Origin of the sequence: Streptomyces griseoviridis (assembly GCF_005222485.1) — a bacterium.
GTDB classification, from domain to species: Bacteria; Actinomycetota; Actinomycetes; order Streptomycetales; family Streptomycetaceae; genus Streptomyces; species Streptomyces hintoniae.
Genome location: NZ_CP029078.1, coordinates 4,434,579 through 4,458,789, shown reverse-complemented (window position 1 = coordinate 4,458,789; position 24,211 = coordinate 4,434,579). Strand labels below are relative to the sequence as shown.

The 24,211-nt window shown below is 73.4% G+C and carries 24 protein-coding genes, 2 tRNA genes and 1 other RNA gene; 10 read left to right on the top strand and 17 right to left on the bottom strand.

The features are described from left to right. Positions 1-327: 327 nt before the first annotated feature. The 8 genes from DDJ31_RS18980 to DDJ31_RS18945 form a co-directional block, all read right to left on the bottom strand. Positions 328-1,218, bottom strand: a complete 891-nt coding sequence (locus DDJ31_RS18980) for an RNA polymerase sigma factor SigF (RefSeq protein WP_127179110.1) — start codon at positions 1,216-1,218, stop codon at positions 328-330. A 245-nt stretch (positions 1,219-1,463) separates the two neighbouring features. Next, positions 1,464-2,333, bottom strand: coding sequence for an RNA polymerase sigma factor SigF (locus tag DDJ31_RS18975; protein ID WP_127179111.1), 870 nt, complete (start codon positions 2,331-2,333; stop codon positions 1,464-1,466). Between the two features lie 141 nt (positions 2,334-2,474). Then, positions 2,475-2,777, bottom strand: coding sequence for a Dabb family protein (locus DDJ31_RS18970; RefSeq protein WP_127179112.1), 303 nt, complete (start codon positions 2,775-2,777; stop codon positions 2,475-2,477). Beyond that, positions 2,774-2,953: a hypothetical protein gene (locus DDJ31_RS18965; RefSeq protein WP_127179113.1), complete on the bottom strand. Its 180-nt coding sequence runs from the start codon at positions 2,951-2,953 to the stop codon at positions 2,774-2,776. Before DDJ31_RS18965 ends, DDJ31_RS18970 begins: the two co-directional genes overlap by 4 nt. A gap of 194 nt (positions 2,954-3,147) precedes the next feature. Then, positions 3,148-3,235 (bottom strand) — tRNA-Ser (locus tag DDJ31_RS18960). Between the two features lie 45 nt (positions 3,236-3,280). Beyond that, positions 3,281-3,706 (bottom strand): tRNA adenosine(34) deaminase TadA, encoded by a 426-nt coding sequence (tadA, locus tag DDJ31_RS18955; protein ID WP_171480847.1) that lies wholly within the window; start codon positions 3,704-3,706, stop codon positions 3,281-3,283. Between the two features lie 65 nt (positions 3,707-3,771). Beyond that, positions 3,772-4,287, bottom strand: coding sequence for a tRNA adenosine deaminase-associated protein (locus DDJ31_RS18950; protein ID WP_127179115.1), 516 nt, complete (start codon positions 4,285-4,287; stop codon positions 3,772-3,774). A 291-nt stretch (positions 4,288-4,578) separates the two neighbouring features. Next, a complete protein-coding gene (locus DDJ31_RS18945; RefSeq protein ID WP_240678151.1) occupies positions 4,579-4,839 on the bottom strand; it encodes a hypothetical protein in 261 nt (86 codons plus the stop codon). Between the two features lie 95 nt (positions 4,840-4,934). Between DDJ31_RS18945 and upp the strand changes: the two genes are divergently transcribed. Then, positions 4,935-5,570 (top strand): uracil phosphoribosyltransferase, encoded by a 636-nt coding sequence (gene upp / locus DDJ31_RS18940; RefSeq protein ID WP_127179116.1) that lies wholly within the window; start codon positions 4,935-4,937, stop codon positions 5,568-5,570. 40 nt (positions 5,571-5,610) lie between these two features. Here the strand turns inward: upp and DDJ31_RS18935 are convergent, their stop codons facing one another. Next, positions 5,611-6,267, bottom strand: a complete 657-nt coding sequence (locus DDJ31_RS18935) for a LytR C-terminal domain-containing protein (RefSeq protein ID WP_240678152.1) — start codon at positions 6,265-6,267, stop codon at positions 5,611-5,613. A gap of 97 nt (positions 6,268-6,364) precedes the next feature. Continuing rightward, entirely contained in the window at positions 6,365-6,661 is a 297-nt protein-coding gene (locus tag DDJ31_RS18930; RefSeq protein WP_003999914.1) for a type II toxin-antitoxin system VapB family antitoxin, read from the bottom strand. A gap of 105 nt (positions 6,662-6,766) precedes the next feature. Here DDJ31_RS18930 and DDJ31_RS18925 point away from each other — a divergent pair, with 105 nt between their 5' ends. Then, a complete protein-coding gene (locus DDJ31_RS18925) occupies positions 6,767-8,341 on the top strand; it encodes a helicase HerA-like domain-containing protein (protein ID WP_127179117.1) in 1,575 nt (524 codons plus the stop codon). 128 nt (positions 8,342-8,469) lie between these two features. Here DDJ31_RS18925 and DDJ31_RS18920 read toward each other — a convergent pair whose 3' ends face one another. The 5 genes from DDJ31_RS18920 to DDJ31_RS18900 form a co-directional block, all read right to left on the bottom strand. After that, on the bottom strand, positions 8,470-8,805 hold the full coding sequence (locus DDJ31_RS18920) for a hypothetical protein (RefSeq protein ID WP_127179118.1): 336 nt from the start codon (positions 8,803-8,805) through the stop codon (positions 8,470-8,472). Positions 8,806-8,862: 57 nt separating this feature from the next. After that, on the bottom strand, positions 8,863-9,180 hold the full coding sequence (locus tag DDJ31_RS18915) for a hypothetical protein (RefSeq protein ID WP_127179119.1): 318 nt from the start codon (positions 9,178-9,180) through the stop codon (positions 8,863-8,865). 63 nt (positions 9,181-9,243) lie between these two features. Next, positions 9,244-9,900 (bottom strand): HdeD family acid-resistance protein, encoded by a 657-nt coding sequence (locus tag DDJ31_RS18910; RefSeq protein WP_127179120.1) that lies wholly within the window; start codon positions 9,898-9,900, stop codon positions 9,244-9,246. Between the two features lie 189 nt (positions 9,901-10,089). Then, a complete protein-coding gene (locus DDJ31_RS18905) occupies positions 10,090-10,752 on the bottom strand; it encodes an HhH-GPD-type base excision DNA repair protein (RefSeq protein ID WP_127179121.1) in 663 nt (220 codons plus the stop codon). A gap of 24 nt (positions 10,753-10,776) precedes the next feature. Continuing rightward, positions 10,777-11,487: a siderophore-interacting protein gene (locus DDJ31_RS18900; RefSeq protein ID WP_127179122.1), complete on the bottom strand. Its 711-nt coding sequence runs from the start codon at positions 11,485-11,487 to the stop codon at positions 10,777-10,779. 78 nt (positions 11,488-11,565) lie between these two features. On the opposite strand from DDJ31_RS18900, the gene DDJ31_RS18895 reads away from it, so the two are divergent. The 4 genes from DDJ31_RS18895 (at position 11,566) to DDJ31_RS18880 (ending at position 16,301) form a co-directional block, all read left to right on the top strand. After that, on the top strand, positions 11,566-13,641 hold the full coding sequence (locus DDJ31_RS18895; protein ID WP_127179123.1) for a penicillin acylase family protein: 2,076 nt from the start codon (positions 11,566-11,568) through the stop codon (positions 13,639-13,641). Then, complete coding sequence (locus DDJ31_RS18890) at positions 13,634-14,242, top strand: GNAT family N-acetyltransferase (RefSeq protein WP_127179124.1); 609 nt, start codon at positions 13,634-13,636, stop codon at positions 14,240-14,242. The genes DDJ31_RS18895 and DDJ31_RS18890 overlap by 8 nt, the downstream gene beginning before the upstream one ends. Before the next feature lie 104 nt (positions 14,243-14,346). Beyond that, complete coding sequence (locus DDJ31_RS18885) at positions 14,347-14,580, top strand: hypothetical protein (protein WP_171480846.1); 234 nt, start codon at positions 14,347-14,349, stop codon at positions 14,578-14,580. Further along, positions 14,577-16,301 carry a copper resistance CopC/CopD family protein gene (locus DDJ31_RS18880; RefSeq protein WP_127179125.1) on the top strand — a complete coding sequence of 575 codons (1,725 nt, stop codon included), beginning with the start codon at positions 14,577-14,579 and terminating at the stop codon, positions 16,299-16,301. Before DDJ31_RS18885 ends, DDJ31_RS18880 begins: the two co-directional genes overlap by 4 nt. Before the next feature lies 1 nt (position 16,302). Here the strand turns inward: DDJ31_RS18880 and DDJ31_RS18875 are convergent, their stop codons facing one another. Continuing rightward, a complete protein-coding gene (locus tag DDJ31_RS18875; protein ID WP_127179126.1) occupies positions 16,303-17,253 on the bottom strand; it encodes a phosphorothioated DNA-binding restriction endonuclease in 951 nt (316 codons plus the stop codon). Positions 17,254-17,340: 87 nt separating this feature from the next. Further along, positions 17,341-17,428 (bottom strand) — tRNA-Ser (locus DDJ31_RS18870). A gap of 73 nt (positions 17,429-17,501) precedes the next feature. Here DDJ31_RS18870 and ffs point away from each other — a divergent pair. The 4 genes from ffs (at position 17,502) to DDJ31_RS18850 (ending at position 24,129) form a co-directional block, all read left to right on the top strand. Beyond that, positions 17,502-17,596: signal recognition particle sRNA small type (gene ffs / locus DDJ31_RS18865), an RNA gene on the top strand. Between the two features lie 59 nt (positions 17,597-17,655). After that, positions 17,656-20,073, top strand: a complete 2,418-nt coding sequence (locus tag DDJ31_RS18860) for a DNA polymerase III subunit gamma and tau (RefSeq protein ID WP_171480845.1) — start codon at positions 17,656-17,658, stop codon at positions 20,071-20,073. A gap of 149 nt (positions 20,074-20,222) precedes the next feature. Next, positions 20,223-21,476: a phosphoribosylamine--glycine ligase gene (purD, locus tag DDJ31_RS18855; protein WP_127179127.1), complete on the top strand. Its 1,254-nt coding sequence runs from the start codon at positions 20,223-20,225 to the stop codon at positions 21,474-21,476. A gap of 385 nt (positions 21,477-21,861) precedes the next feature. Further along, positions 21,862-24,129, top strand: a complete 2,268-nt coding sequence (locus tag DDJ31_RS18850) for a hypothetical protein (protein ID WP_127179128.1) — start codon at positions 21,862-21,864, stop codon at positions 24,127-24,129. Positions 24,130-24,211: the final 82 nt, after the last annotated feature.

The window sequence follows — 24,211 nt, the reverse complement described above, 5'->3', positions numbered from 1 at the left end:
GAAGGGCTTCTGGCGGATTCCGTCGCCGTCGGCCCGTCCAGCGGGACGAGCGTGACGGCCTCCGTCGGGCGTGGCGGCGCCGCCGAGGCGCCGGTGACCCCGTCCGTCGCGAGATAGCCGTCGCGTCCGCCCCCGCCGCAGGCGGCCAGCGCCCCGCCCAGACACAGGACGGCCGCCGACGCGCCGATCAGGGCGCCTCGACGGCCACGGGTCAGGATGCCGCGCGTCCCGGAGTTCGCTCGAAGCATCGCGCCATGGTGACTGACGCTCCGTCAAATAGGAACCCCGCGGCGCCGGTCCCGGAGCCGGAACCGGCCACCGCCGCGGTCAGTCCGAGATGAGGCCCTCGCGGAGCTGGGCGAGGGTGCGGGTGAGCAGCCGGGAGACGTGCATCTGGGAGATGCCGACCTCCTCGCCGATCTGCGACTGGGTCATGTTGGCGAAGAAGCGCAGCATGATGATCCGGCGCTCCCGGGGCGGCAGCTTGGCCAGCAGCGGCTTGAGCGACTCGCGGTACTCGACGCCTTCGAGGGCGGTGTCCTCGTAGCCGAGGCGGTCCGCGAGGGAGCCCTCGCCGCCGTCGTCCTCCGGGGCCGGGGAGTCGAGCGAGGAGGCCGTGTAGGCGTTGCCGACCGCGAGGCCGTCGACGACGTCCTCCTCGGACACCCCGAGCACGGTGGCGAGTTCGGCGACGGTGGGCGAGCGGTCCAGCTTCTGGGACAGCTCGTCGCTCGCCTTGGTGAGCGCCAGCCGCAGCTCCTGGAGGCGGCGCGGGACCCGCACCGACCAGGAGGTGTCGCGGAAGAACCGCTTGATCTCGCCGACCACCGTCGGCATCGCGAACGTGGGGAACTCCACGCCCCGTTCGCAGTCGAAGCGGTCGATCGCCTTGATCAGGCCGATGGTGCCGACCTGGACGATGTCCTCCATCGGCTCGTTGCGCGAGCGGAAGCGGGCCGCCGCGTAGCGCACGAGCGGGAGGTTCAGCTCGATCAGGGTGTCCCGGACGTAGGCGCGCTCGGGGCTGTCCTCGGCGAGCGCGGCGAGCCGCAGGAACAGGGAGCGGGACAGGGTGCGGGTGTCGATGGCTTCCGAGGCCGTGGGAGGAGCCGGGGCCGCGGGGACCTCGATCACCTGTACATCGTCAAGCGCGGCGTCGGGCGCGGACTCGCTCTTGACGAGCGTGAGCACCTTCGAGCTGCCCTGGTCTGCGGACATGCCACCCCCTTTGGGTCGCGGGACGGTCGTGGCGAACGCTCCGGACGAGGAACGCCAGCCTTCACCTGAATACCGGAGCCGAGGCCACGGCAAACGCGTCTCCGGCAGAATGTCACATGTCGGCAACACGCTGTAGTGACATGTCGACATGTGAAACGCGAAAAGGCCCTGGAAGAAAGGGGTCTGACGGTCAATCGGGCCAAAACAACCGGGAACCGCCCTGGTGAGCGATTCGCTCGTGACGGTTACGCCTCGATCCTGTTTGCGGATCGCAGCCGCTGGAAGCTACGCGCCAGTAGCCGCGACACATGCATCTGGGAGACGCCGAGTTCGGCGCTGATCTGCGACTGGGTGAGATTGCTGTAGTACCGCAGCAGCAGGATCCGCTGCTCCCGCTCGGGGAGTTGGACGAGGAGATGGCGGACCAGGTCGCGGTGTTCCACGCCGTCCAGGGCCGGGTCCTCGTAGCCGAGCCGGTCGAGCAGCCCCGGCAGCCCGTCGCCCTCCTGGGCGGCCTCCAGGGAGGTCGCGTGGTACGAGCGTCCCGCCTCGATGCAGGAGAGCACCTCGTCCTCGCCGATGCGCAGCCGCTCGGCGATCTCGGCGGTGGTCGGGGTCCGCCCGAACGCCGTCGTGAGGTCCTCGGTCGCGCCGTTGACCTGCACCCACAGCTCGTGCAGCCGGCGCGGGACATGGACCGTGCGGACGTTGTCGCGGAAGTACCGCTTGATCTCGCCGACGACGGTCGGCATCGCGAAGGTCGGGAACTGCACGCCCCGCTCCGGGTCGAACCGGTCGATCGCGTTGATCAGCCCGATCGTGCCGACCTGGATCACGTCCTCCATCGGCTCGTTGCGGGAGCGGAAGCGGGCCGCCGCGTAGCGCACGAGCGGGAGGTTCGCCTCGATGAGCGCCGCGCGCACCCGGTTGTGCTCCGGCGTGCCCGGGTGGAGGTCCTTCAGTTCGGCGAACAGCACCTGGGTGAGGGCCCGGGTGTCGGCGCCTCGGCTGCGCTGGGGGGTCTCCGTGACTTCCTGGGCCTCCTGGGGAGGCGCTGTACTGGCCGACACGGTCAACGCCACCTCTTCTTCGGTCCATCCGTCAAAAGCGGTCATAGCATCACAAGACATGTGCACTGTGTGCAAGCACCCCATAACACCGTGTTGTGGGTCAGTTGGGATATAAAGCACAAAAAAGCCCTCCGCCGTCACGGCGGAGGGCCCGGGAGGGCGAGGCTCAGTGCGCCTCGGGCAGGCTCAATGAGCCTCGTACGGGTAGTCGGCGATCACCCAGGTGGCGAACTCTTTCCAGAGCGCGACGCCGGCCTGGTGCTCGGGGTGCTCGACGTAGCGGCGCAGCGCGTCGGCGTCGTCGAAGCCGGAGTTGATGGCGAAGTCGTAGGCGATGGGGCGGTCGCTGATGTTCCAGCCCAGCTCCCAGTACCGGATCTCGGGGATCGAGCCCTCGAGCGAACGGAAGGCCGCGACACCCTCGACGACCCGGGGGTCGTCCCGCTCGACGCCCTCGGCGAGCTTGAACAGCACCAGGTGGCGGATCATGAGTTCCCTCCCTTGGCGGCCCAGGTCATGAAGTCGCCGATGGCCTTCGCGGCGTCCGATATGCCCTCGAAGCCTATCTGGACGTACCCCGCGGCCCCCTTCGGATCCGTGATGATCACGTAGAAGACGAAGACCACGATCACGTAGACGGCGATCTTCTTGATGTTCACCGCCACCGCGGCCTCCCCTGTGACTGCTGCGCCTGGTGCCTGCCCTGTGGATCAGGTCGGCGGCGAGTGTAACCTCCGTGCCCGCTCGCGGGGCCAACCACCCGTGCGCGAAAGGCGTTCGGCACCGCCGTCGGGCAGGGCCGCGGGCCGGTCCGGGGGACGCGCGAAGGGCCCCGTCTGACGACGGGGCCCTTCTGAAGCGGTAGCGGAGGGATTTGAACCCTCGGTGACGGGTTACGCCACACTCGCTTTCGAGGCGAGCTCCTTCGGCCGCTCGGACACGCTACCGAGAGAGACCTTACAACACCGGGGGCCGTGCTCCGAAATCGGTGTTCAGGGGGTGCGGAAGAAGGCGGTCAGCAGCCGGGCGCAGTCGTCCGCGAGGACGCCCTCGACCACCTCGGGACGGTGGTTGAGGCGGCGGTCGCGGACGACGTCCCACAGGGAGCCGGCCGCGCCCGCCTTCTCGTCGCGGGCGCCGTAGACCACGCGGTCGACCCGGGACTGCACGAGCGCGCCCGCGCACATCGTGCAGGGTTCGAGGGTGACCACGAGGGTGCAGCCGGACAGCCGCCAGTCGCCGGTCCGCGCGGCGGCCCCGCGGATCGCCAGGACCTCCGCGTGGGCCGTCGGATCGCCGGTCGCCTCGCGCTCGTTGTGCCCGGCCGCGAGGACCGTGGTGCCGTCGGGGCCGAGGACGACGGCGCCGACGGGGACGTCGTCACCGGCCCGCCCGGCCTCGGCCAGGGCGAGCCGCATCGCGGCCCGCCAGCGGTCGCGGACCGGGTCGGGGACGGAGTGGGGTTCGGGGTCGGGGGGCGGGGTCAGCGCACGGTCTCCAGTACCTCCGAGGCGCCCAGGGCCTCGGCGATGTCGCCGAGCGCGTCGTCGTCGAGGGCGCTCAGCTCCTTCTCGCCGACCCCGAGGTCCGCGAGGATCGAGACGTCGCCCACCGGCCCTGACGGCACCGAGTCGGCGGAGTCGTCGTCCCCTTCGTCGTCCGGCTCACCGTCCTCCGTGCCGTCGAGGTCGAGGTCGTCGAGGTCGATGGAACCGTCCTTGCCGAGCAGTTCGTCCGTGAGCAGCAGTTCACCGTACGAGCTGCGGGCGGCGGCGGCGGCGTTCGAGACATAGACGCGCGGGTCCTCCTCACCGTCCACCCGGACGATGCCGAACCAGGACTCCTCCTGCTCGATGAAGACGAGGACGGTGTCGTCGTCTTCACCGGCGGACTCCCGGGCCAGATCGGCCAGGTCGGCCAGGGTCTCCACATCGTCGAGCTCCGTGTCGCTCGCTTCCCACCCGTCTTCGGTGCGCGCGAGCAGTGCGGCGAAGTACACCGTGACTCTCCCACTGGTCTGAGGCGTGCCGGTTGGGGGTCCCCCCGGCGGAGGTTACGGGCGGGGAGAGCGGTGCTCCGAGCCCCACCCACTCGGAATCGTGGCAGAAACAAGGCGTTCAGGGGACGTCTTCCGCACCCTGTGTCCGGCAGTTTTGACCGGGCACCGGTGGAGGACCCACCAGCGCACTCGTTGCCGCCACGAGCGGATCGTACGCGGGTTTCCCACCCGCCCACGCACGGCCACCCGGTCAACGCCCGTACTACCGGCGATCTTTTGCCGGTGGCCGCGCTACCAGCGGAAGGTCCGCATGCGCATCGCGTGGCGCAGTCTGGCCACCTTGGCGCGGCGGGGCTGGACCCGGTCGCGCAGTTCGCGGGCCTCGGCCAGGTCGCGCAGGAATCGGGCGCGGCGCCGCCGGCGCTCGGAGTCGCTCTCGTGGGCGGAGAGGTCGCGCCCGGGGGGACTCAGCGGCGACGACAGCGGTATCGACGACCGTGGCCGCGTCGACGGCAGGTCGCGCTCGGAATCGCGGTCAGGCAGGTCAGGCATCGGCTCATCACCCCAGTCCGTCCGTGCACCTTCCCCCGGACGGCCGGTTTGATGCCAGGGCGAGCCGGGCCGGGGGCCCGGTTACTGTTGTGGACATGCGTCTCCACGTCGTCGACCACCCTCTGGTCGCCCACAAGCTCACCACGCTGCGCGACCAGCGCACCGACTCCGCGACCTTCCGCCGTCTCGCCGACGAGCTGGTCACCCTGCTCGCCTACGAGGCCACGCGTGACGTGCGGACCGAACAGGTCGACATCAGGACGCCGGTCGCCTCGACGACGGGCGTGAAGCTCTCCTACCCGCGCCCCCTGGTGGTGCCGATCCTGCGGGCCGGTCTCGGCATGCTGGACGGCATGGTCCGGCTGCTGCCGACCGCCGAGGTGGGCTTCCTCGGCATGATCCGCAACGAGGAGACGCTCCAGGCGTCCACGTACGCGAGCCGCATGCCCGAGGACCTCTCCGGCCGCCAGGTGTACGTCCTCGACCCGATGCTGGCCACCGGCGGCACGCTGGTCGCCGCCATCCAGGAGCTGATGCGGCGCGGCGCCGACGACGTGACCGCGGTGGTGCTGCTCGCGGCCCCCGAGGGCGTCGAGATCATGGAACGCGAGCTGGCCGGCAGCCCGGTGACGGTCGTGACGGCCGCGGTCGACGACCACCTCAACGAACTGGGCTACATCGTCCCCGGCCTCGGCGACGCGGGCGACCGCCTGTACGGCGCGGCCGAGTAGCCCGTCCGCGCCGGGCGGGCCGCCGCGCGGGTGCGCCCGCTCAGCAGGTCTTCTTCTTCGACGACGCGGTGGGCGTCGGCTCCGGCGCGGCCAGCTCGGCCAGCGCCTTGTCGGCGACCGCCTTCGCCGTGAGGTTCTTGAAGCCGGTGCCCAGGATCAGATCGACGTCGGTGCCCTTGCGGGCCGCGTCGGTGCGCCGCTCGGCGCCGCCGAGCTGGGTGCCGAGCACGGGCAGCGAGGTGTCGAGGGCGGACGCGGGGCCGAGCAGCAGACCGCTGCCGGGCACCTTCTTGTCGTACTCCTTGGTGGCGTTGCCCACCTCGCCGATCTTGAAGCCGCGCTTCTTCAGCTCGTCGGCGGTCTCCTTGGCGAGGCCGCTGCGGGGCGTCGCGTTGAGCACGTTGACGGTGATCCGGCCGGGCTCGGGCAGCGGTCCCGAGCGGGTGACGGCGACCGATGAGGCGCTCGCCCGCGGGGACGGGCAGTCGGTCGCGGAACCGGCGGCCGAGGCCTTGCCGCCGCCGGTGAAGACGTCGATGAGCTGAAGGGTCCCCCAGCCGACCAGGCCGAGCACGGCGACGGAGGCGACCGCCAGGAACGCGAGCCTGCCGCGGCGCCGGCGCTGCCGCATCCGCGGGTACACGTCCCCGCTGATCCGGTACTTGCCGCCCATACCCGGGGGAGTCAGCATGCTCATGAACGCAGCGTAGTGCGACCGGGCGGTGATTCCTACTAGATGATCATCGGTCGGCCTACAGGAGAACCCGAAAGGGTCAACCGGTGGGCGGAACGGCTCAGTCCAGCTCCAGGACGCGGGCGTGTAGCACCTGGCGCTGCTGGAGCGCGGCACGGACCGCGCGGTGCAGGCCGTCCTCCAGATAGAGGTCGCCCTGCCACTTCACGACGTGGGCGAACAGGTCACCGTAGAACGTCGAGTCCTCGGCCAGGAGGGTCTCCAGGTCGAGCTGCCCCTTGGTCGTCACGAGCTGATCGAGGCGGACCGGGCGTGGCGCGACGTCCGCCCACTGCCGGGTGCTCTCCCGGCCGTGGTCGGGGTACGGCCGGCCGTTTCCGATGCGCTTGAAGATCACACGGAAAGCCTACCGGCCCAGACGTTCCGGGCGCAGCCATGGCGGCGGAGTGCGAGGCTGGAAAAGACGTCTCCAACCAGGGCAAACCGGGAACAGGGGTCTGACATGAGCGACAGCGAGAGCGCGCCCGCGGCCACCACTCCCGGCGCCGGACGGAGCGCTTCCGCCCTGCCGCCCGAGGCCGCCGCCATCGCGCTCGGCTACGCCGCCACCGGCCCCGCCCTCGACCTGGGCGCCCTGCTGTGGGACGGCCGATGCCTGCCGGACGCGCGGATCCGCGTCCCGCTGGCCGCTTTGAACCGGCACGGTCTGGTCGCGGGCGCCACCGGCACCGGGAAGACCAAGACCCTCCAGCTGATCGCCGAGCAGCTCTCCGCGCAGGGCGTCCCGGTCTTCCTCGCGGACGTCAAGGGCGACCTGTCGGGGATCTCGGCGCCCGGCGCACCGGGCGACCAGGTGCGGGCGCGGGCCGACGAGGTGCGCCAGCGGTGGACGGCGACCGGATTCCCGGCCGAGTTCTACGCGCTCGGCGGCATCGGCACCGGCATCCCGGTGCGGGCCACCGTCACCAGTTTCGGGCCGGTGCTGCTCGCCAAGGTGCTCCAGCTCAACCGGACCCAGGAGCAGTCGCTCGGCCTGATCTTCCACTACGCCGACACCAAGGGCCTCGAACTGTTCGACCTCAAGGACCTCAGGGCCGTCGTCGCGTTCCTCACCTCGGACGAGGGCCGCGCCGAACTGAAGGAGATCGGCGGCCTGTCCACGGCCACCGCCGGGGTGATCCTGCGCTCCCTGACCGCGTTCGAGGCGCAGGGCACGGCCGGTTTCTTCGGGGAGCCCGAGTTCGACACGGCCGAGCTGCTGCGCACCGCCTCCGACGGGCGCGGCCTGGTCTCCGTCCTCGAACTGCCCGCCGTCCAGGACCGTCCCGCGCTGTTCTCGACGTTCCTGATGTGGCTGCTCGCCGACCTCTTCCACGACCTGCCCGAGGTCGGCGACCTGGACCGGCCGAAGCTGGTGTTCTTCTTCGACGAGGCGCATCTGCTGTTCGACGGCGCCTCCAAGGCGTTCCTCGACTCGATCACGCAGACCGTCCGGCTCATCCGCTCGAAGGGGGTCGGCGTCTTCTTCGTCACGCAGAGCCCGAAGGACGTGCCGTCCGACGTCCTCGGCCAGCTCGGCAACCGCGTCCAGCACGCGCTGCGCGCCTTCACGCCCGACGACCAGAAGGCGCTCAGGGCGACGGTGAAGACGTTCCCCGACTCCCCGTACGACCTGGAGGAGGTGCTGACCGGGCTCGGCACGGGTGAGGCGGTCGTCACCGTGCTCAGCGAGAGGGGCGCGCCGACGCCGGTCGCGGCGACCCGGCTGCGGGCGCCCGAGTCCTTGATGGGCCCGCTCGACGCGGCGGCCCTCGACCGGGCGGTCTCGACGTCCCCCGGGTACGCGCGGTACGCCCAGGCCGTGGACCGGGAGTCGGCGTACGAGAAGCTGACGGCGGCCCGCGCGACCGCGCCCACGGCGCCGCGGGCCCCGGCGACCGGGCCGAAGGCGGAGCCGTCGATGGTCGAACAGGTCGTCGGCAGCGGGATGTTCAAGTCCCTGGCCCGCTCGATCGGCACCCAGGTCGGCCGCGAGATCACCCGCTCCCTCTTCGGAACGGCCAAGCGCCGCAGGTGAGATGGAGGGGAGGGGCCGGGGAGGCCCGGCGGATGCGGGGGCAGCGGGCAGCGGGTGGCGGGTGGCGGAGGCGCCGGACCTCGGTGGCCCGGCGCCTCCGCCGTCCCGACCGCCCGCCGGACACCGGGTCAGTGGGCCCGGGTCAACGGCTCCGCTTCCTGCGCGGCCTGCCGCTCGCCCTTCGGCGGGGTCTTGGCGGCCTTGGCGGTCTTGGCGGCCTTGGTTGTCTGCGCGGGGTTCGGGGGGTTCGGGGTCGTCGCGGCTGTCGCGGCTGTCGCGGCTGTCGCGGCTGTCGCGGCCGTCAGGGTTGTCGGGGGCGCCGAGGCCGTCTGAGGCGTCGGGGGCGTCGTGGTCGACGAGTTCGTCGGGCTCGTGTGGGGTTTCGGGTCGCGTTTCGGTGCCGTGTTGCGGACGGCCTCCGCGCGCAGCAGGGCGCGCAGGACCGCGTACGGGTCTCTGGGCATGACGGTGTTCCTCGTGATTCGTGCGAGGTGCTGACGACCGGCCGGAAGCGGGGTCTGTCAGCAGCGCAGGACCACGGAACGCAGCAGACGCGGGGCGCGCGCGGGACCCGGCGGTCCGGGCGGCGGCCGGTGGCCGGCCGTGGCGGGCGTCCGGTCGGGCAGGGGCGCGGGGCGCGGCGGGACGGCGATCCGCTGGGCGGCGTGCGCGACGGGCCGGGTCGCGGCGTCCGTGACGCCGTACTCGACGTTCTCCGCGGACGCGGTCAGGGCCGGAGCCGTGTACGTCTCCGTCGGCACCAGCAGGGCGAGCAGCAGGACGAAGGTCCGCAGCCACTGCCGGCGGGGGAGACGTCGCGCGATGCTCACGACTCCCATTTCCCCACCTGGCGTACGGCTTTCATCACTTTGGACGTGAAATTCGCCCGCAATGACTATTTGTCACACAGTGGCTGGAATCCGCTCCGCCCGGCCGCGGATCCGGACCGCGGTGACGATCTCGACGACACCGACCGCGACCAGCCAGATCCCGCCGACGACGGTGAGCACGGCCACCGACTCGAACGGGGAGTCGATCAGCACCACGCCGGCCACGAAGGTGACGATCCCGAGGAGGATCTGCCAGCCGCGGGCGGGCATGGTCCGGTCGGAGGCGGCGGCCAGGGTCTGGGTGACCCCGCGGATCAGCCAGCCGATGCCGATCCACAGGGCGAGCAGCAGGATCGACTGCATCGCGCCACGGAAGCAGAACAGGCCGAGCAGGATCGACACGGTGCCGCTGATGAACGCCAGCACCCGCAGCGCCGTCCTGCGGTGCGTGCCGAACGCGGCGACCAGTTGGAAGACGCCGCTGACCACTAGGTACAGGCCGAAGAGGATGCCGGCGACGCGCAGCGAGGCGTCGGGCCAGACCAGGATCAGCACGCCGAGGACCAGCGAGGCGACGCCGGTCAGCAGGACGACCTGCCAGGCGGCCCGGGAGAGGGCGTGCAGGGGACCCTCGAACGGCGGCTCGTCATGGCCGTACGGGGAGGAGGGGCTGCCGGCGGCCTGGTCGTGGTGGTCGCGGCTCCAGGAGCCGGGCGATGGCTGCGTCATGGTCCATGGTGGGAACCGCCCCGACGGCCCCGCCACCGCTGACGTCCACCTGGCTGACGGGGCCTGGCTGACGGGGGCCTGCCGTATGGCTGAACGGCGGGTGGCTGACGGCTCGCGGCGAGCGGCTGACGGCAGGCGGGAGGCGGCAGACGGGAGGCGCTGGGCGGCCGCCTGGTCGGCGGGGGGCGGCTACTTCGCCGTCCTCCCCGACTTCGCGGACCCCGCCGTCTTCCCGGACTGCTGGGCCTTCTGGGCTTTCTCGGCTTCCGCAGCTTTCTCGGCTTTTGCCGCCGCCTTCATCTCCTGTTTGTGGGCGCGGACCCTGGCCAGGGAGTCGGGGCCGGTGATGTCGGCCACCGAGCGGAAGGAGTCGGGTTCGCCGTACGCGCCGGCCGCCTCCCGCCAGCCCCGCGGGCGCACCCCGAGCTGCTTGCCGAGCAGGGCCAGGAAGATCTGCGCCTTCTGCCTGCCGAAGCCGGGCAGCTCCTGGAGGCGGCGCAGCAGTTCGGCGCCGTCGTCGACGCCCTTCCAGACCAGTTCGGCGTTGCCGTCGTAGTGCTCCACGAGGTACTGGCAGAGCTGCTGGACGCGGCCCGCCATCGAGCCGGGGTAGCGGTGCACGGCCGGTTTCTCGGCGAGCAGCGCGGCGAACGCGTCCGGGTCCTGGACGGCGATGGCGTGCGCGTCGAGATCGGTGGCCGCCAGCCGGTCGGCGATGGTGCGCGGCCCCTTGAACGCCCACTCCATCGGCACCTGCTGGTCGAGCAGCATGCCGGTCAGCGCGGCGAGCGGGGACCGCCCGAGGAGCGCGTCGGCCTCGGGGTCCTGGGCGAGGTGCAGGGTGACGTCCATGGTTCGATGATCGCGCGCCGGGCGTCAGGTCGCGCGCCAGTACCCGAGCGCGTGGGTGCGTTCCCTCGCGAGGCCGAGCTCCTTGCGGACGTACCCGGACAGGGCCCGGGTGGTGCGGGTGTCGCAGGCGATCCAGACGTAGGGCGCCGGGTCGGCCGCGAGCGCCGCGGGCAGTTCGGCGCGCACCTGGGCGACGAGGTCACCGCGTCGCACCCGGCGCACCTCGTGCCGGGCGGGGTCGGTGCGGAAGGGCAGGCCGTCGCCGCCGCCCTCGAACCAGACGGTGGCCGGTGCGGTGGTGAACGAGCCGAGCAGGGAGTTGATCGCGGGCAGCGACGCGGGGTCGCCGACGGCGAGGATCCGGCCGGGGGCGGGCTCGGGCGGTTCGAAGCCGGTGCCCTGGACGGTCGCCTCGATGGTGTCGCCGGGCGCGGCGGCGCGCGCCCAGTCGCTGGCGGCGCCCTCGTGCAGGGCGAACTCGAAGGAGAAGGTGCCGGCCGCGGGGTCCGGGTCGACCAGGGTGTAGGCCCGCTGGTGCGGCTTGCCCGCGTTGCCGAACCAGAGCCTGACCCACATGGTGGGGTGGACCCCGGCCGCGGCGAGCAGCCCGCCGTCGGAGAGGCGCAGCCGCCGGTACTCCGGTGTGACGTCCTCGACCCCGGTGACGGTGAAGGTGAAGTCCTTCGCCCGCATCAGCCGGAGGACCGTGCCCTCCCAGCCCCGCCCCTGCGCCATGCCGTCTCCACCCCTCGCGTACGATTCCTCCACCGATTACTTAGGTAAGGCTAACCTAAAAGACAGGACGGTCCCAGCGTGGCCACCGAGATCTACCGCGATGCGTGGGGCATCCCGCATCTGCGCGCCGACGACGCCCTCGAACTGGCCCGCGCCCAGGGCCGGGTGACGGCCCGCGACCGCTCCTGGCAACTGGAGGTCGAACGGCACAGGGCGCAGGGCACCTCGGCGGCCTTCCTCGGCCACGACGCCGTCTCCTGGGACGTCCTGGCCCGCCGCGCCCGCCTCGACGACACCGCCCGCCGCTGCTTGGACCGGCTGCGGGCCACCGACCCCGCCACCGCCGACTGGGTCCTGGCCTACGTCGACGGCGTCAACGAAGGGCTCACCCCTGGACCGGAGTTCGAGGCGACCGGGCTCGCCCCAGGCCGCTGGGAGCCCTGGACCCCGCTCGGCGTCTGGCTCGCCGTCCACATCCTGTTCGCCGGATTCCCGGCCAAGCTGTGGCGCGAGGAGGCCGTCAGACACCTCGGCGACGACGCCGTCGGCCTCTTCGCCACCGACGGACCCGGCACCTCGGGCAGCAACGGCTGGCTGGTCGGCGGCGCCCGCACCACCACCGGCCACGCGGCGATCGCGGGCGACCCGCACCGCTTCATCGAGGACCCCGGCGTCTACCAGCAGATCCACCTCTCCTGCCCGGAGTTCGACGTCGTCGGCCTCGCCGTGCCCGGCGTCCCCGGCATCGCCCACTTCGGCCACACCGGCACGGTCGCCTGGGCCATCACCAACGCCATGGCCGACTACCACGACCTCTACCGCGAACGGCTGCGCCGCACCGGCGCCGGCGTCGAGGCCCTCGGCCCCGACGGGAGTTGGCACCGCGCCGTCCGGCACACCGAGACCGTCGAGGTCGCGGGCGAGGACCCGGTCGAGGTCGAGATCGTCGAGACCGACCGCGGCCCGGTGATCATCGGCGGCCCCGAAGGGCTCGACGAGGGCGTCCCCGGCAGCCAACCGGTCGCCGTCAGCCTGCGCTACCCGCCGCGCGTCACCGGCGACCTCGGCTTCGGCGCCCTGCTGCCGCTGCTGCGCGCCCGCCGGGTCGACGACGTCGACCGGGCCTTCGACGGCTGGGCCGAGCCGGTCAACGTCGTGCAGGCCGCCGACACCGAGGGCGGGGTGCTGCACCGGGTCGCGGGCCGGGTGCCGGTGCGCGCCGACGCCAACTCCGTCCGCCTCGTGCCCGCCTGGGAACCCGGCCACGAGTGGCACGGCTGGCACGACACCCCCCGCGGCCGGCTCACCGACGGCGTCGCCGTGATGGCCAACCAGCGCGGCCTCGCCACCCCGCTCGGCGTCGAGTTCGCGCCGCCGCACCGCGCCGACCGCATCGCCGCCCTGCTCGCCGAACGGGACCGCTGGGCCCCCGGCGACCTCCCCCGTATCCACCTCGACACCCGACTCGCCTCCGCCGCACCCCTGTTGGACCACCTCGCCGCCCTCGACGGCCTCACCCCCGAGGCCGCCGCGCTCCGCGACCGGCTGCTGCGCTGGGACCGCCACATGGACGCCGACAGCGCAGACGCCGCCTGCTACGCGGCCGTCCGCGGCGCCGTCGTCCGACTCCTCGCCGCACGGCCCGAGTTCGCCGCGCTCGCCGTACCGCCCGCCTACCCCGACGTCTTCCACCCCTGGCTCGCCCTCGTGCCGCGCGTCGCCCACGCCCTCGAACACCTGCTGTGCGCCCGGGAGTTGTACGGCATCGACCGGGCCGCCGTGGTCCGCGCGGCCGTCGAGGAGGTCGCCGCAAGGCCGCCTGAGGGCACCTGGGGCGACACCCACCGCCTCGCCCCCTGGCGGGCGTTCACCACCACCGCGTACGACGAACCCGGACTGTCGGGCGACCACGACTGCGTGCTCGCCACGTCGTCCGTGCCCGGCCTCACCGACCTCAGCGGACGCGGCCCCTCGGCCCGCTACGTCTGGGACCTGGCCCGCCGCGACGACAGCCGCTGGGTGGTCCCGCTCGGCGCGTCCGGCGTGCCGGGCAGCCCCCACCACCGCGACCAGCTCCCGCTGTGGCACGCGGGCCGACTCGCCCCCGTCATCACCGACTTCGACCAGCTCACCCAGGAGAACGACGATGTCTGAGCCGTACGCCCACCGCGCCGCGCTGCACGAGCAGACGGTCGACGGCTTCGGCACCGTCCGCGTCCTGGCCCTCGACCCCGACGCCGACGCGCCCGTACTGCACTCCTGGGTCCGCGAGGAACGCGCCGCGTTCTGGGGCATGAACGGCCTCACCGCCGCCCAAGTCACCGAGATCTACGCCCACATGGCCACCCTCGACACCCACCACGCCCACCTCGTCGTCAAGGACGGCGAACCCGCCGCGCTGCTCCAGACCTACGAGCCGGCGGCCGACCGGGTCGGCGAGTGCTACCCGGTGCGCCCCGGCGACATCGGCGTCCACCTGCTGCTCGCGCCCCCGGGCCCGGACGGCGCCACGGCCGGCTGGTCGACGGCGCTGCTCGGCGTCGTCGCGCGGTACGTCCTCGGGGTGCTCGACCGCGACCGGGTGGTCGTCGACCCGGACGTCCGCAACGAGAAGGCCGTCGCCCGCTTCCTCAAGCAGGGCTTCACGGCGGGCGAGACCGTCGTCCTGCCCGAGATCGACCTCCCGGACGTGTATCTGCCCGAGAAGAAGGCCCAGTTGGCGTTCCTCGACCGGGCCACCGCCTTCCCCGGGTGACATCGGCGCCCACGTCACGCACCATGCCCCGGTGAGCGTTCCGCCCCCGCCGCCCGTACCCCTGCACAAGACGGACAGACGTACGACGGAGAGTGACGTGGGGTGTGACGGCGGCGGAGACGGCGACGGCGGCGGCGGCGACGTTGACGGCGCGCACGGCGGAGACGGCGGGCGCGGCGGGCGTGGGCCAGGAGGCGGGCGCGGGCGTGGGCCAGGAGGCGGGCGCGGGCGTGGGCCAAGGTGCTGGCGCCGGCACGGGTACGGACGGTGGCCCCAGCCCTGGCCCCAGCCCCGGCCCCGGTACGGGCGCGGGCGAAGGCGGCTTCAAGGGCTGGTGACGCTGGCGTCCGTCCTGGTCCTGCTCGTCCTCGGTGGCGCGGGCACCGCGTCCGCCCACGCCGCCCTGCGCTCCACCGACCCCGGCGACGGAGCCGTCGTCGCCACCGCCCCCAGCCGGCTCACGCTGACCTTCACCGAGTCCGTCGCCCTCCTCGACGACTCCTTCCGGGTCCTCGACCCGGAGAACCGGCGGGTGGACACGGGCGAGGCGGGACACGGTCCTGGCGGCGCCAGGACCGCGCGGGTGAGCCTGCCGCCGAAGCTGGCGCAGGGCACCTACGTGGTGGTCTGGCGGGTGGTGTCGGCGGACAGCCACCCCGTCTCGGGCGCGTTCACCTTCTCCGTCGGCAAGGCGTCCCCCACCCTCGCCGTGACCACGGCAGGCCCCACCGAGGACCCGGCCACCGCGAGCCTCTACGACATCGGCCGCTACCTCGCCTACCTCGCGGCGGCCCTGCTGATCGGCACCGCCGCCTTCATCGCCCTGTGCCGCCCGGCCGACCCCGCCCCGCTGCGCGCCCCCCTGCTCATCGGCTGGTGGACGCTGCTCGGCTCCACCCTCGTCCTGCTGGTGCTGCGCGCCCCGTACGAGACGGGGACGGGCCCCGGCACGGCGTTCGATCCCGCCGCACTCAGCCGCACCCTCACCGGCCGCCCCGGAATCGCCTTGCTGGCCCGCCTCGCCCTGCTGCTCGCGGCGGCCTTCTGCCACGCACGGCTGCGCGAGCACGCCGACCCCGCCGGCCGGGTCGGCGGGCGGGAGAGGCTGGTGCGTGTGGTGGGCGGCGCCCTCGCCGTCGGTCTCGCTCTCACCTGGGCGACGGCCGAACACGCCTCGGCGGGCATCCAGGTGCCGGTGGCGATGACATCGGCGGTGCTGCACCTGCTGGCGATGGCCGTCTGGCTCGGCGGCCTCACCGCGCTGCTGCTCTCCCTGTACCGCGCTGCCGACCTGGACCCGGCCACGGTGACCCGGTTCTCCCGGCTCGCCTTCGCCTCGGTGACGGTCCTGGTCGTCACCGGCGTCTACCAGTCCTGGCGCGGCCTCGGCTCCTGGGACGCCCTCACCGGCACGACGTACGGCGCGCTGCTCACGGCCAAACTGGCGGCGGTGGTGGTGCTGCTGACGGCGGCGGCGCTCTCCCGCAGCTGGACGGGCAGACTGGCCGCCGCCCCCGATCCGGACCCCGCCCCCGAATCTGTACCCGAATCCGCCCCCTCCCCCCTCCCGCACCGCCGTGCGCTGCGGCGCTCCGTGCTGGCCGAAGTCGCGGTCGCGGTGGTGGTGTTGGTGATCAGCACGGTGCTCAGCGGGACGTTGCCCGGCCGGGCGGCGGCCGAGGCGGCGGAGGGTCCCGCGACGGCGGGCGGCCTGCCCGTAGCGTCCGTGACGACGATCCCGTTCGACGTCGGCACCCCGAACGGCAAGGGCAAGGTGCAGATCACCCTCGACCCGGGCCGGGTCGGCGACAACGCCGTGCAGGCGGTCGTCTACGGCCCGGACGGCGGCCTGTCGACCGTCCCCGAACTGCGCCTCTCCCTCACCCTGCCGTCCCAGAGGATCGGCCCCCTCGACGCCAGGATCCGCGACGCGGGCGGCTACTGGACGACCAGCGACCTCACGGTTCCACTGGCCGGGACCTGGACGATGAAGGTGACGGTGCGGGTGTCGGAGCTGGACCAGGTGAGCGCGAGCGCGCGGGTACGGATCACGGGGTAGCTCAAGGGGCGGGGGCGGCCCGGGGTTCGGATCCGAGTTCAGGTTGGGGCTGAGGCTGGTGTTGGAGTGCTGGCCGAGCCTCCCCCTGGAACACCTGCCGCGCGTGCCAGAGCCGGTGGGCGTCCGCGACGGGGCTGAGGCCGGGCTGCGGACCGAGCAGCGGCCGCCCGGCGAGCGCAAGGACCTGCTCACGGGCGGCACTCCCGCGCCCCACGAACCGCTGCGACACGAGCACCCGGTGCCCTTCGCCGACCCCGAGGACGCCCTGGTCGAGGAGCTTGTGGTGCAGCGAGCACAGGCAGAGCCCGTTCTCGACGTCGTCGGGACCGCCGTACGCCCACCACCGCACGTGCGCGGCCTCCAGCCCGACGGGCAGGGTCCCGATCATGCCGTCGTAACCGCAGAAGGCGCAGCGGTACTCGTACGCGGTCAGCACCGACTCCCGCATCCGGGAGCCCCGCCGACGGCGCCCGCCGGGGACCGGGGCCCCCGCCGCGTCGTCGAGTTCGAGCCCGACGGCGTCACAGAGGTCGGCGTGCAGGGAGGGCGGGAAGTGGGAGTCGAGCAGTGTCCGCGCGATCCGCCCGAGGAGCGAGGGCTCCCGGCGCAGGGCGTCCCGCAGCTCGGGGACGAGCCGCCCCACGGCCCCACTGGCGCGAAGCTCCCGCACGACGCTGCCGGGACTGCCGGGCCCCCGATCCGTGCGCACCTCCCAGACGCCGTCACTGACGAGATGGTGGAACGGATAGGCGGGCGTGGTCGCGCGGACGGGCCCGTACTCGGCCAACAGCCGCTTCAGATCACCTTCCACGGCGCTGTACAGCAACTCCGCGCCGCCGGGGTCACGTTGATACCGGCCGAGCGCGTACAGCAACAGCAACGGCTTGTGCGGGGCACGGACCCCGTCCCTGCTCCACTGCCGAAGACGCGCGACACGATCGAGCCAGTCCATGCGGGGGGAGTGTAGTGAGGGGGCGGACAACGTCGAAGGGCCCCACCTCGCGGTGGGGCCCTTCGACGTTAGTGCCCGGTGAGGCACTGGCGGAGGATACGAGATTCGAACTCGTGAGGGGTTGCCCCCAACACGCTTTCCAAGCGTGCGCCCTAGGCCTCTAGGCGAATCCTCCGCCGGGAACATTACATGACCGAGGAGGGTGCTTGCGAACTCGTTCGCAGGCGCTGACGTCGGGTACTCTCTGGGTAGCCCCTCACGCGGCGCTATCTGACTGAACTCCCCCAGGGCCGGAAGGCAGCAAGGGTAGGTCGGCTCTGGCGGGTGCGTGGGGGGCGTCTTCGTGCCCCCGGGAGGTCGTCGGGACCCTCGCTGTCAGTGGGCGCCTATAACCTCGTACGTGTGTCGTCTCTTGCGCTGTATCGCCGCTATCGCCCGGAGTCGTTCGCCGAGGTCATCGGGCAGGAGCATGTAACCGACCCGTTGCAGCAGGCGCTGCGCAACAACCGGGTCAATCACGCGTACCTGTTCAGCGGGCCGCGCGGTTGCGGCAAGACGACCAGCGCCCGCATCCTCGCCCGCTGTCTGAACTGCGAGAAGGGCCCGACGCCCACCCCCTGCGGGGAGTGCCAGTCGTGCCGTGACCTGGCGCGCAACGGCCCCGGCTCCATCGACGTCATCGAGATCGACGCCGCCTCCCACGGTGGTGTGGACGACGCCCGCGAGCTGCGCGAGAAGGCGTTCTTCGGGCCCGCGGGCAGCCGCTACAAGATCTACATCATCGACGAGGCCCACATGGTCACGTCGGCCGGTTTCAACGCGCTCCTCAAGGTCGTCGAGGAGCCCCCCGAGCACCTCAAGTTCATCTTCGCCACGACCGAGCCCGAGAAGGTCATCGGGACCATCAGGTCCCGCACCCACCACTACCCGTTCCGGCTCGTCCCGCCCGGCACCCTGCGCGAGTACCTCGGCGAGGTCTGCCAGAAGGAGGGCATCCCGGTCGACGACGGCGTGCTGCCGCTCGTCGTGCGCGCGGGCGCCGGTTCGGTGCGTGACTCGATGTCCGTCATGGACCAGCTGCTCGCCGGCGCCGCCGCCGACGGTGTGACGTACGCCATGGCCACCTCCCTCCTCGGCTACACCGACGGCTCGCTCCTGGACTCCGTCGTCGAGGCCTTCGCCACCGGTGACGGCGCCGCCGCCTTCGATGTCGTCGACCACGTCATCGAGGCCGGCAACGACCCCCGCCGGTTCGTCGCCGACCTGCTGGAGCGGCTGCGTGACCTGGTGATCCTCGCCGCCGTCCCCGACGCCGCCGAGAAGGGCCTCATCGACGCCCCCGCCGACGTCATCGAGCGGATGCTGGCCCAGGCCGGTACCTTCGGCGCGGCCGAGCTGAGCCGGTCCGCCGACCTCGTCAACGAGGGCCTCACCGAGATGCGCGGCGCCCACTCCCCGCGCCTCCAGCTCGAGCTGATCTGCGCCCGCGTCCTGCTCCCCGCCGCCTACGGCGACGACCGCGCCGTCATGGCCCGCCTCGACCGCCTCGAACGCGGCGCGCACTTCGGCGGCGGGGGCGGTACGGCCGGTGCGGGCGGCGCGGGCGGAGCTGCCCCCGTGCCCGTCGGCGGGTACGCGGCCGGGCCTCCCGCCGCATCCGGTCCTCCGGCCGCATCCGGTCCTCCGGCCGCATCCGGTCCTTCCGGTCCGGCCGGGATGCCCGCCATGCCTCCCGTCGGATACGTGCCCGGACCCGACGCACACGCCCCGGCCCCGGCTCCCGGTGGCGGTGTCGCCGCCGCTCGGGCCGCCGTGCGCGGTGGGGCCGGTGCCCCTCCCGCGGCCGTTCCGCCCGTCCCCCAGGAGCAGCCGGCCCCGCAGCAGGCCCCCCAGCAGAGCCACCAGGCCCCCCCGCCCGCCTCCCCGGCCCCCGCCGCCCCCGGTGCCTGGCCCACCGCCGCGCCCGTCGGTGGCGGGCGGCGTCCCGGTGGCTGGCCCACCGCCGCGCCCACCGGTGCCCCCTCCGGGCAGGCGCCCTCGGGGCAGGCCCCCGCCGGACAGGCGCCCTCCGCCCCGCCGAGCGGGCCGCCCGCCGCCGCCCCCGCCGCCTACGCGCCCCCCAGCGGCGGCATCGACCCCCGCATGCTCTGGCCGAACATCCTGGAGGCCGTCAAGAACCGGCGCCGCTTCACCTGGATCCTGCTCAGCCAGAACGCCCACGTCGCGGGCTTCGACGGCACCACCCTCCAGCTCGGCTTCGCCAGCGCGGGTGCCCGTGACAACTTCGCCAGCAGCGGCAGCGAGGACGTCCTGCGGCAGTCGCTCGCCGAGCAGTTCAGCGTGCAGTGGAAGATCGAGACCGTCGTCGACCCCTCCGGAGGCGGCGGCGGTGGCGGCTCGGCACCTCCGCCCCCCGGCGGGCCCGGCTTCAACGGCGGATACGGCGGCGGCTACGGCGGTGGCGCGGGCGGCGGTGGCGGCGCCCCTGCGGGCGGCCACGGCGGTCACGGCGGCAACGCAGCCAACAGCGGCGGCGGTGGGTACGGCTCCGGTTCCGGTTCCGGCCCCGGTGGGCAGGGCCCCGGCGGCTCCTCGCCCACCGGCGCCACCGGCGCCACCGCCTCCTCTTCCTACGCCCCGTCCGCGCCGTCCAGACCCGCCCCCCAGCCCTCCGCCGCACCCGAACCGCACCCGATCTCCCCCGAGGACGACACCCCCGAGGACGACGATCCCGACCTCGTCGACTCCGCCCTCTCCGGGCACGACCTGATCGTCAGGGAGCTGGGCGCCACGGTCGTCGACGAGTTCACGAACGAGTGAGCCGACGCCGACGCCGACGCCGACACTGACCCGCACCTCGGCTCCCGCGCCGAACCCCGACTCCGTCGTACGAACACACAGGGCGGGCTCGCCCTGGTTCTCGGACGCCCGCACGAAGGACGGCACCCCCAGGCCGTTAGGCTGACCCCGTGAAGGTCCTTGTCATCGGTGGCGGCGCCCGCGAACACGCCCTGTGCCGTTCCCTGTCCCTCGACCCCGCGGTCACCGCGCTGCACTGCGCGCCCGGCAACGCCGGAATCGCCGAGGTCGCCGAGCTGCGCCAGGTCGACGCCCTCGACGGCGCCGCCGTCGCCGCGCTCGCCACTGAGCTGGACGCCGACCTCGTCGTCGTCGGCCCGGAGGCGCCGCTGGTCGCCGGGGTCGCCGACGCCGTGCGCGCGGCGGGCATCCCGGTGTTCGGACCCTCCGGGGAGGCCGCGCAAATCGAGGGGTCCAAGGCCTTCGCCAAGGACGTCATGGCGGGCGCGGGCGTCCCCACCGCCCGCTCGTACGTCTGCACGACACCCGCCGAGGTCGAGGAGGCGCTCGACGCCTTCGGGGCGCCCTACGTCGTCAAGGACGACGGGCTCGCGGCCGGCAAGGGCGTCGTCGTCACCGGCGATCTCGACGCCGCCCGCGCGCACGCCAACGCCTGCGAGCGGGTCGTCATCGAGGAGTTCCTCGACGGCCCCGAGGTCTCCCTCTTCGCCATCACCGACGGCGTGACGGTCCTCCCGCTCCAGCCCGCCCAGGACTTCAAGCGCGCGCTGGACGGCGACGAGGGCCCCAACACCGGCGGCATGGGCGCCTACTCGCCGCTCCCGTGGGCCGACGCCAAGCTCGTCGACGAGGTCCTCGAAACGGTTCTCCAGCCGACGGTCGACGAGATGCGGCGCCGCGGCACCCCGTTCTCGGGGCTGCTCTACGCCGGGCTCGCCATCACCGGCAGGGGCGTGCGGGTCATCGAGTTCAACGCCCGGTTCGGCGACCCGGAGACCCAGGTCGTGCTGGCCCGCCTGAAGACGCCGCTGGCCGGTGTCCTGCTCGCCGCCGCCAACGGCACCCTCGCCGACCTCCCGCCGCTGCGCTGGAGCGACGACGCCGCCGTCACCGTCGTCATCGCCTCGCACAACTACCCCGGCACCCCGCGCACCGGCGACCCGATCACCGGCCTCGACGCGGTGGCCGCCGAGGACGCCCCGCACGCGTACGTGCTGCACGCCGGCACCCGGCACGACGGTGACGCCGTCGTCAGCGCCGGCGGCCGGGTGCTGTCGGTCACGGCGGCGGGCGCCGACCTCACCGAGGCCAGGGACCGCGCCTACCGGGCCCTCGCCCGGGTCCGGCTCGACGGCTCCCAGCACCGCACGGACATCGCGGCGAAAGCGGCGTCCGAAGCCTGAGGATCAGGAGAACCCGGGCACCGAGCCCCGGTCCGCACCAACCTCGCAGGCCCCGAATCCGTCTCTGGATTCGGGGCCTGATCCTTGCCCTCTGTCATCCACCTCTCCCCAAAGCCATTCCATCGAGTGACCGATGGCCCATCCGGCTGACTCCGGCCGGGGCCCCAACTAGGGTGCGGCGCAAGCGTTCCGGCACTTGGCCCACCGGCATTGCGATGTCAGTGGCGGCTGCCACAGTGGGGGAGTGAGCAACGCGACGACGGCAACAAAGGCCACGACAGCAACGAAGGCCACGACAGCCAGGACCGGCACGGCAGCCAGGACCGTCAGGTCGGCCAGGGCTGTCGGGGCGGCCAGGGTTCCAGGGAGGGGGTGAGGTCGGGTCGTGACCGGTAACGGGATCGGTGAGGAAGCGGGCGCACGCGGCGCGCGTGCCAGGGCTCTCGCGGTGCTGCGGGTCCGCAGCCGCGCGCTTGCGGTGGCCCTGCTGCCCGCGGCGGTCGCCGTGGTGCTGCTGGCCGGCGGTTGGACGGAGCATCTGGTGGGGCCGTTCTGGCACACGGCACGCTGGGTCATGACCCCGCTCGCCGTCCTCGTGCTGCTCGCCGCGGGCGCCGTCGGCCTGGTGGTCGCCAGGGCCCGCCCCGCCGTGAGCCCCACCGTCGCGATCCCCGAGGAGAGCGCGCCCGACCTCTACCGGATGGTGCGTGACCTCGCCGACCGGCTCGACGTCCCGGCACCGTCCGCGATAGCCCTCACCCCCGACTGCGACAGCTGGCTCGAGGACCGCACCCACCCGTCGCACGGCACGCCCCCGACCGAGGAGCGGGACGAGATAGCGGGCGCGCGCGCCGCGCACCGACGCACCGCCGCCGCGCCGGTCCTCGTCATCGGCTCGCCCTTCCTGTGGTGGATGCGGGTCGGTGAACTGCGCGCGGTGCTCGCCCCGGTGGTCGCCGGTACGGGACCGTCCGCGCACCCGGACATAGCCGCAGCCCGCCGCTTCGTGCGGGGCCTCGACGCCGCCGTCGCGGTCGCCGCGACGCCCGGTCGCCGCACCCTGACACGGCCGGTCAGGGCCGGTGTGGGCTGGAGCGCCCGGCTGCTGCTGCGGGCCTGCCGCGAGCACGCGGCGCAGATGGAGCGCGGGGTTGCCGCGGCGGCGGCCGAGCGCGCCCAGGCCGTGGACTACGGGCTGCGGATCGTCGCGCAGGAACAGGTCGGGCTCGCGTACGCGGGCTGGGACCGGCTGCTCACCCGGGTCGCGCTGCCTGCCTGGCGGATGGGGCGCTGGCCGTCCCGGCTCGACGCGGGTGTCGTCGCCGCCCTCACCGAGCTGTCCCGGCGCGACCGGCTGGCGGAGGGTTTCGCCTCCCGCCTCGGCGAACGCCCGGCCTGCGATCTGCTCGACGAACCCGGCGTCATCGACGAGGCCACGTCCCTGCTCGCCGCCCGCCTCTTCCACGGCGGCCCCGCCGAGTCCGGCCCCGACTGGGCCCCGGTGGACTGGGAGGAGTACCCGGAGGAGGTCGTCGACCGCAAGTGGCGCACCGACGCGGCCCGCCTGCACCGCGTCCTGGACACCCTGGCCACGCACGACACCTTCGCCCCGCCGGAGACTCCGACCTCGCACGACGCCCTGACCTCACATGACCGCCCGACCCCGCACGGTGCCCCGACGCCGCACGACACCTTCGCCGGGCACGACGACGCCGCCGCCCCCGCCCCCATCGCCTCCCGCCCCGCCCAGGGCCCGACCCTGTCCCGCGTCCTGGAACACCTGACGTTGCCCCAGCCGACGCCCCGCACCCCCATACCGGAGAACACGGACCCCGCCGACGGAACGGCCTCGGGCGGCCCGCCCCCCGGCGAGACCACTGGCACGGAGAGCACCGGCACGGAGACCACCCGGACGGAGAGCACCCGTACGGACAGCGCCCCCGCGACGAACGGCCCCACGGACACGGCCCGCACGGCGAACGGCCCCACGGAGAACGTTCCTACGGGCACCGCCCGCACGGACAGCGCCCCCACGGCGAACCGCCCCACGGACACCGCCCACGGCGGGACACCCCACGGCGGGACACCCCACAGCGAGACAGCCCACGGCGAGACAGCCCCCACCCCCCACGAACACCCCCAGCCCCCCCACTCCCCTCACGAACCCACCCCCCACGACCCCCACACCCCCCACGACCCCGCCGAGAGCAACCTCTTCCCCGAAGAGGAGGCCGTTCCCCGCAACGAGCGCGGGGCCGTGCTCGCCGCTCGGCTCACCACCGAGTTGGCCCGTGAGGAGGCCACCGCCGGTGGCGGCGCGGGTTCCGCCACCGGTCGGCCCGAGGCCACCCCCGACGCCGCCCTGTGGGACGACGGCGGCCTCCCCCTCTTCCCGCTCCAGCCGCCCCGCACGGCCAGAGAGCTGCTCGCCGACCACGTCACCGCGATGGTGTGCTGCGCCGCCATGGACACGGCCGGCGCCGCCCCGGGGCTCGACTGGCTCGACGGGCCTTCCCTGCTGTTCGGCGGCGAGCGGACGAAGGACCTGGCCCCCCGCGTCCTCAGCCTCGTGGAGGACGGCGACCCGGCACCGCTGCGGGCCTGGCTGGCCGCCTCCGGCATACGCGCGGAGAAGCCGGTCCGACTGGTCTGACGCCCACCCCGGAACCAGACGGGAACAGCCGCTTCCACTTTCCGCCGATTAGCGACGAGCTGTGACCGGCCGCGTGCGGTAT

Bases quoted from the DNA above. Each gene is read 5' to 3' on its own strand.
- DDJ31_RS18980 (WP_127179110.1), bottom strand. From the start codon at position 1,218: ATGTCCGCAGACCAGGGCAGCTCGAAGGTGCTCACGCTCGTCAAGAGC.
- DDJ31_RS18975 (WP_127179111.1), bottom strand. From the start codon at position 2,333: ATGACCGCTTTTGACGGATGGACCGAAGAAGAGGTGGCGTTGACCGTG.
- DDJ31_RS18970 (WP_127179112.1), bottom strand. From the start codon at position 2,777: ATGATCCGCCACCTGGTGCTGTTCAAGCTCGCCGAGGGCGTCGAGCGG.
- tadA (WP_171480847.1), bottom strand. From the start codon at position 3,706: ATGCGGCTCGCCCTGGCCGAGGCCGGGCGGGCCGGTGACGACGTCCCC.
- DDJ31_RS18945 (WP_240678151.1), bottom strand. From the start codon at position 4,839: ATGCCTGACCTGCCTGACCGCGATTCCGAGCGCGACCTGCCGTCGACG.
- upp (WP_127179116.1), top strand. From the start codon at position 4,935: ATGCGTCTCCACGTCGTCGACCACCCTCTGGTCGCCCACAAGCTCACC.
- DDJ31_RS18935 (WP_240678152.1), bottom strand. From the start codon at position 6,267: ATGAGCATGCTGACTCCCCCGGGTATGGGCGGCAAGTACCGGATCAGC.
- DDJ31_RS18925 (WP_127179117.1), top strand. From the start codon at position 6,767: ATGAGCGACAGCGAGAGCGCGCCCGCGGCCACCACTCCCGGCGCCGGA.
- DDJ31_RS18920 (WP_127179118.1), bottom strand. From the start codon at position 8,805: ATGCCCAGAGACCCGTACGCGGTCCTGCGCGCCCTGCTGCGCGCGGAG.
- DDJ31_RS18915 (WP_127179119.1), bottom strand. From the start codon at position 9,180: ATGGGAGTCGTGAGCATCGCGCGACGTCTCCCCCGCCGGCAGTGGCTG.
- DDJ31_RS18910 (WP_127179120.1), bottom strand. From the start codon at position 9,900: ATGACGCAGCCATCGCCCGGCTCCTGGAGCCGCGACCACCACGACCAG.
- DDJ31_RS18905 (WP_127179121.1), bottom strand. From the start codon at position 10,752: ATGGACGTCACCCTGCACCTCGCCCAGGACCCCGAGGCCGACGCGCTC.
- DDJ31_RS18900 (WP_127179122.1), bottom strand. From the start codon at position 11,487: ATGGCGCAGGGGCGGGGCTGGGAGGGCACGGTCCTCCGGCTGATGCGG.
- DDJ31_RS18890 (WP_127179124.1), top strand. From the start codon at position 13,634: ATGTCTGAGCCGTACGCCCACCGCGCCGCGCTGCACGAGCAGACGGTC.
- DDJ31_RS18875 (WP_127179126.1), bottom strand. From the start codon at position 17,253: ATGGACTGGCTCGATCGTGTCGCGCGTCTTCGGCAGTGGAGCAGGGAC.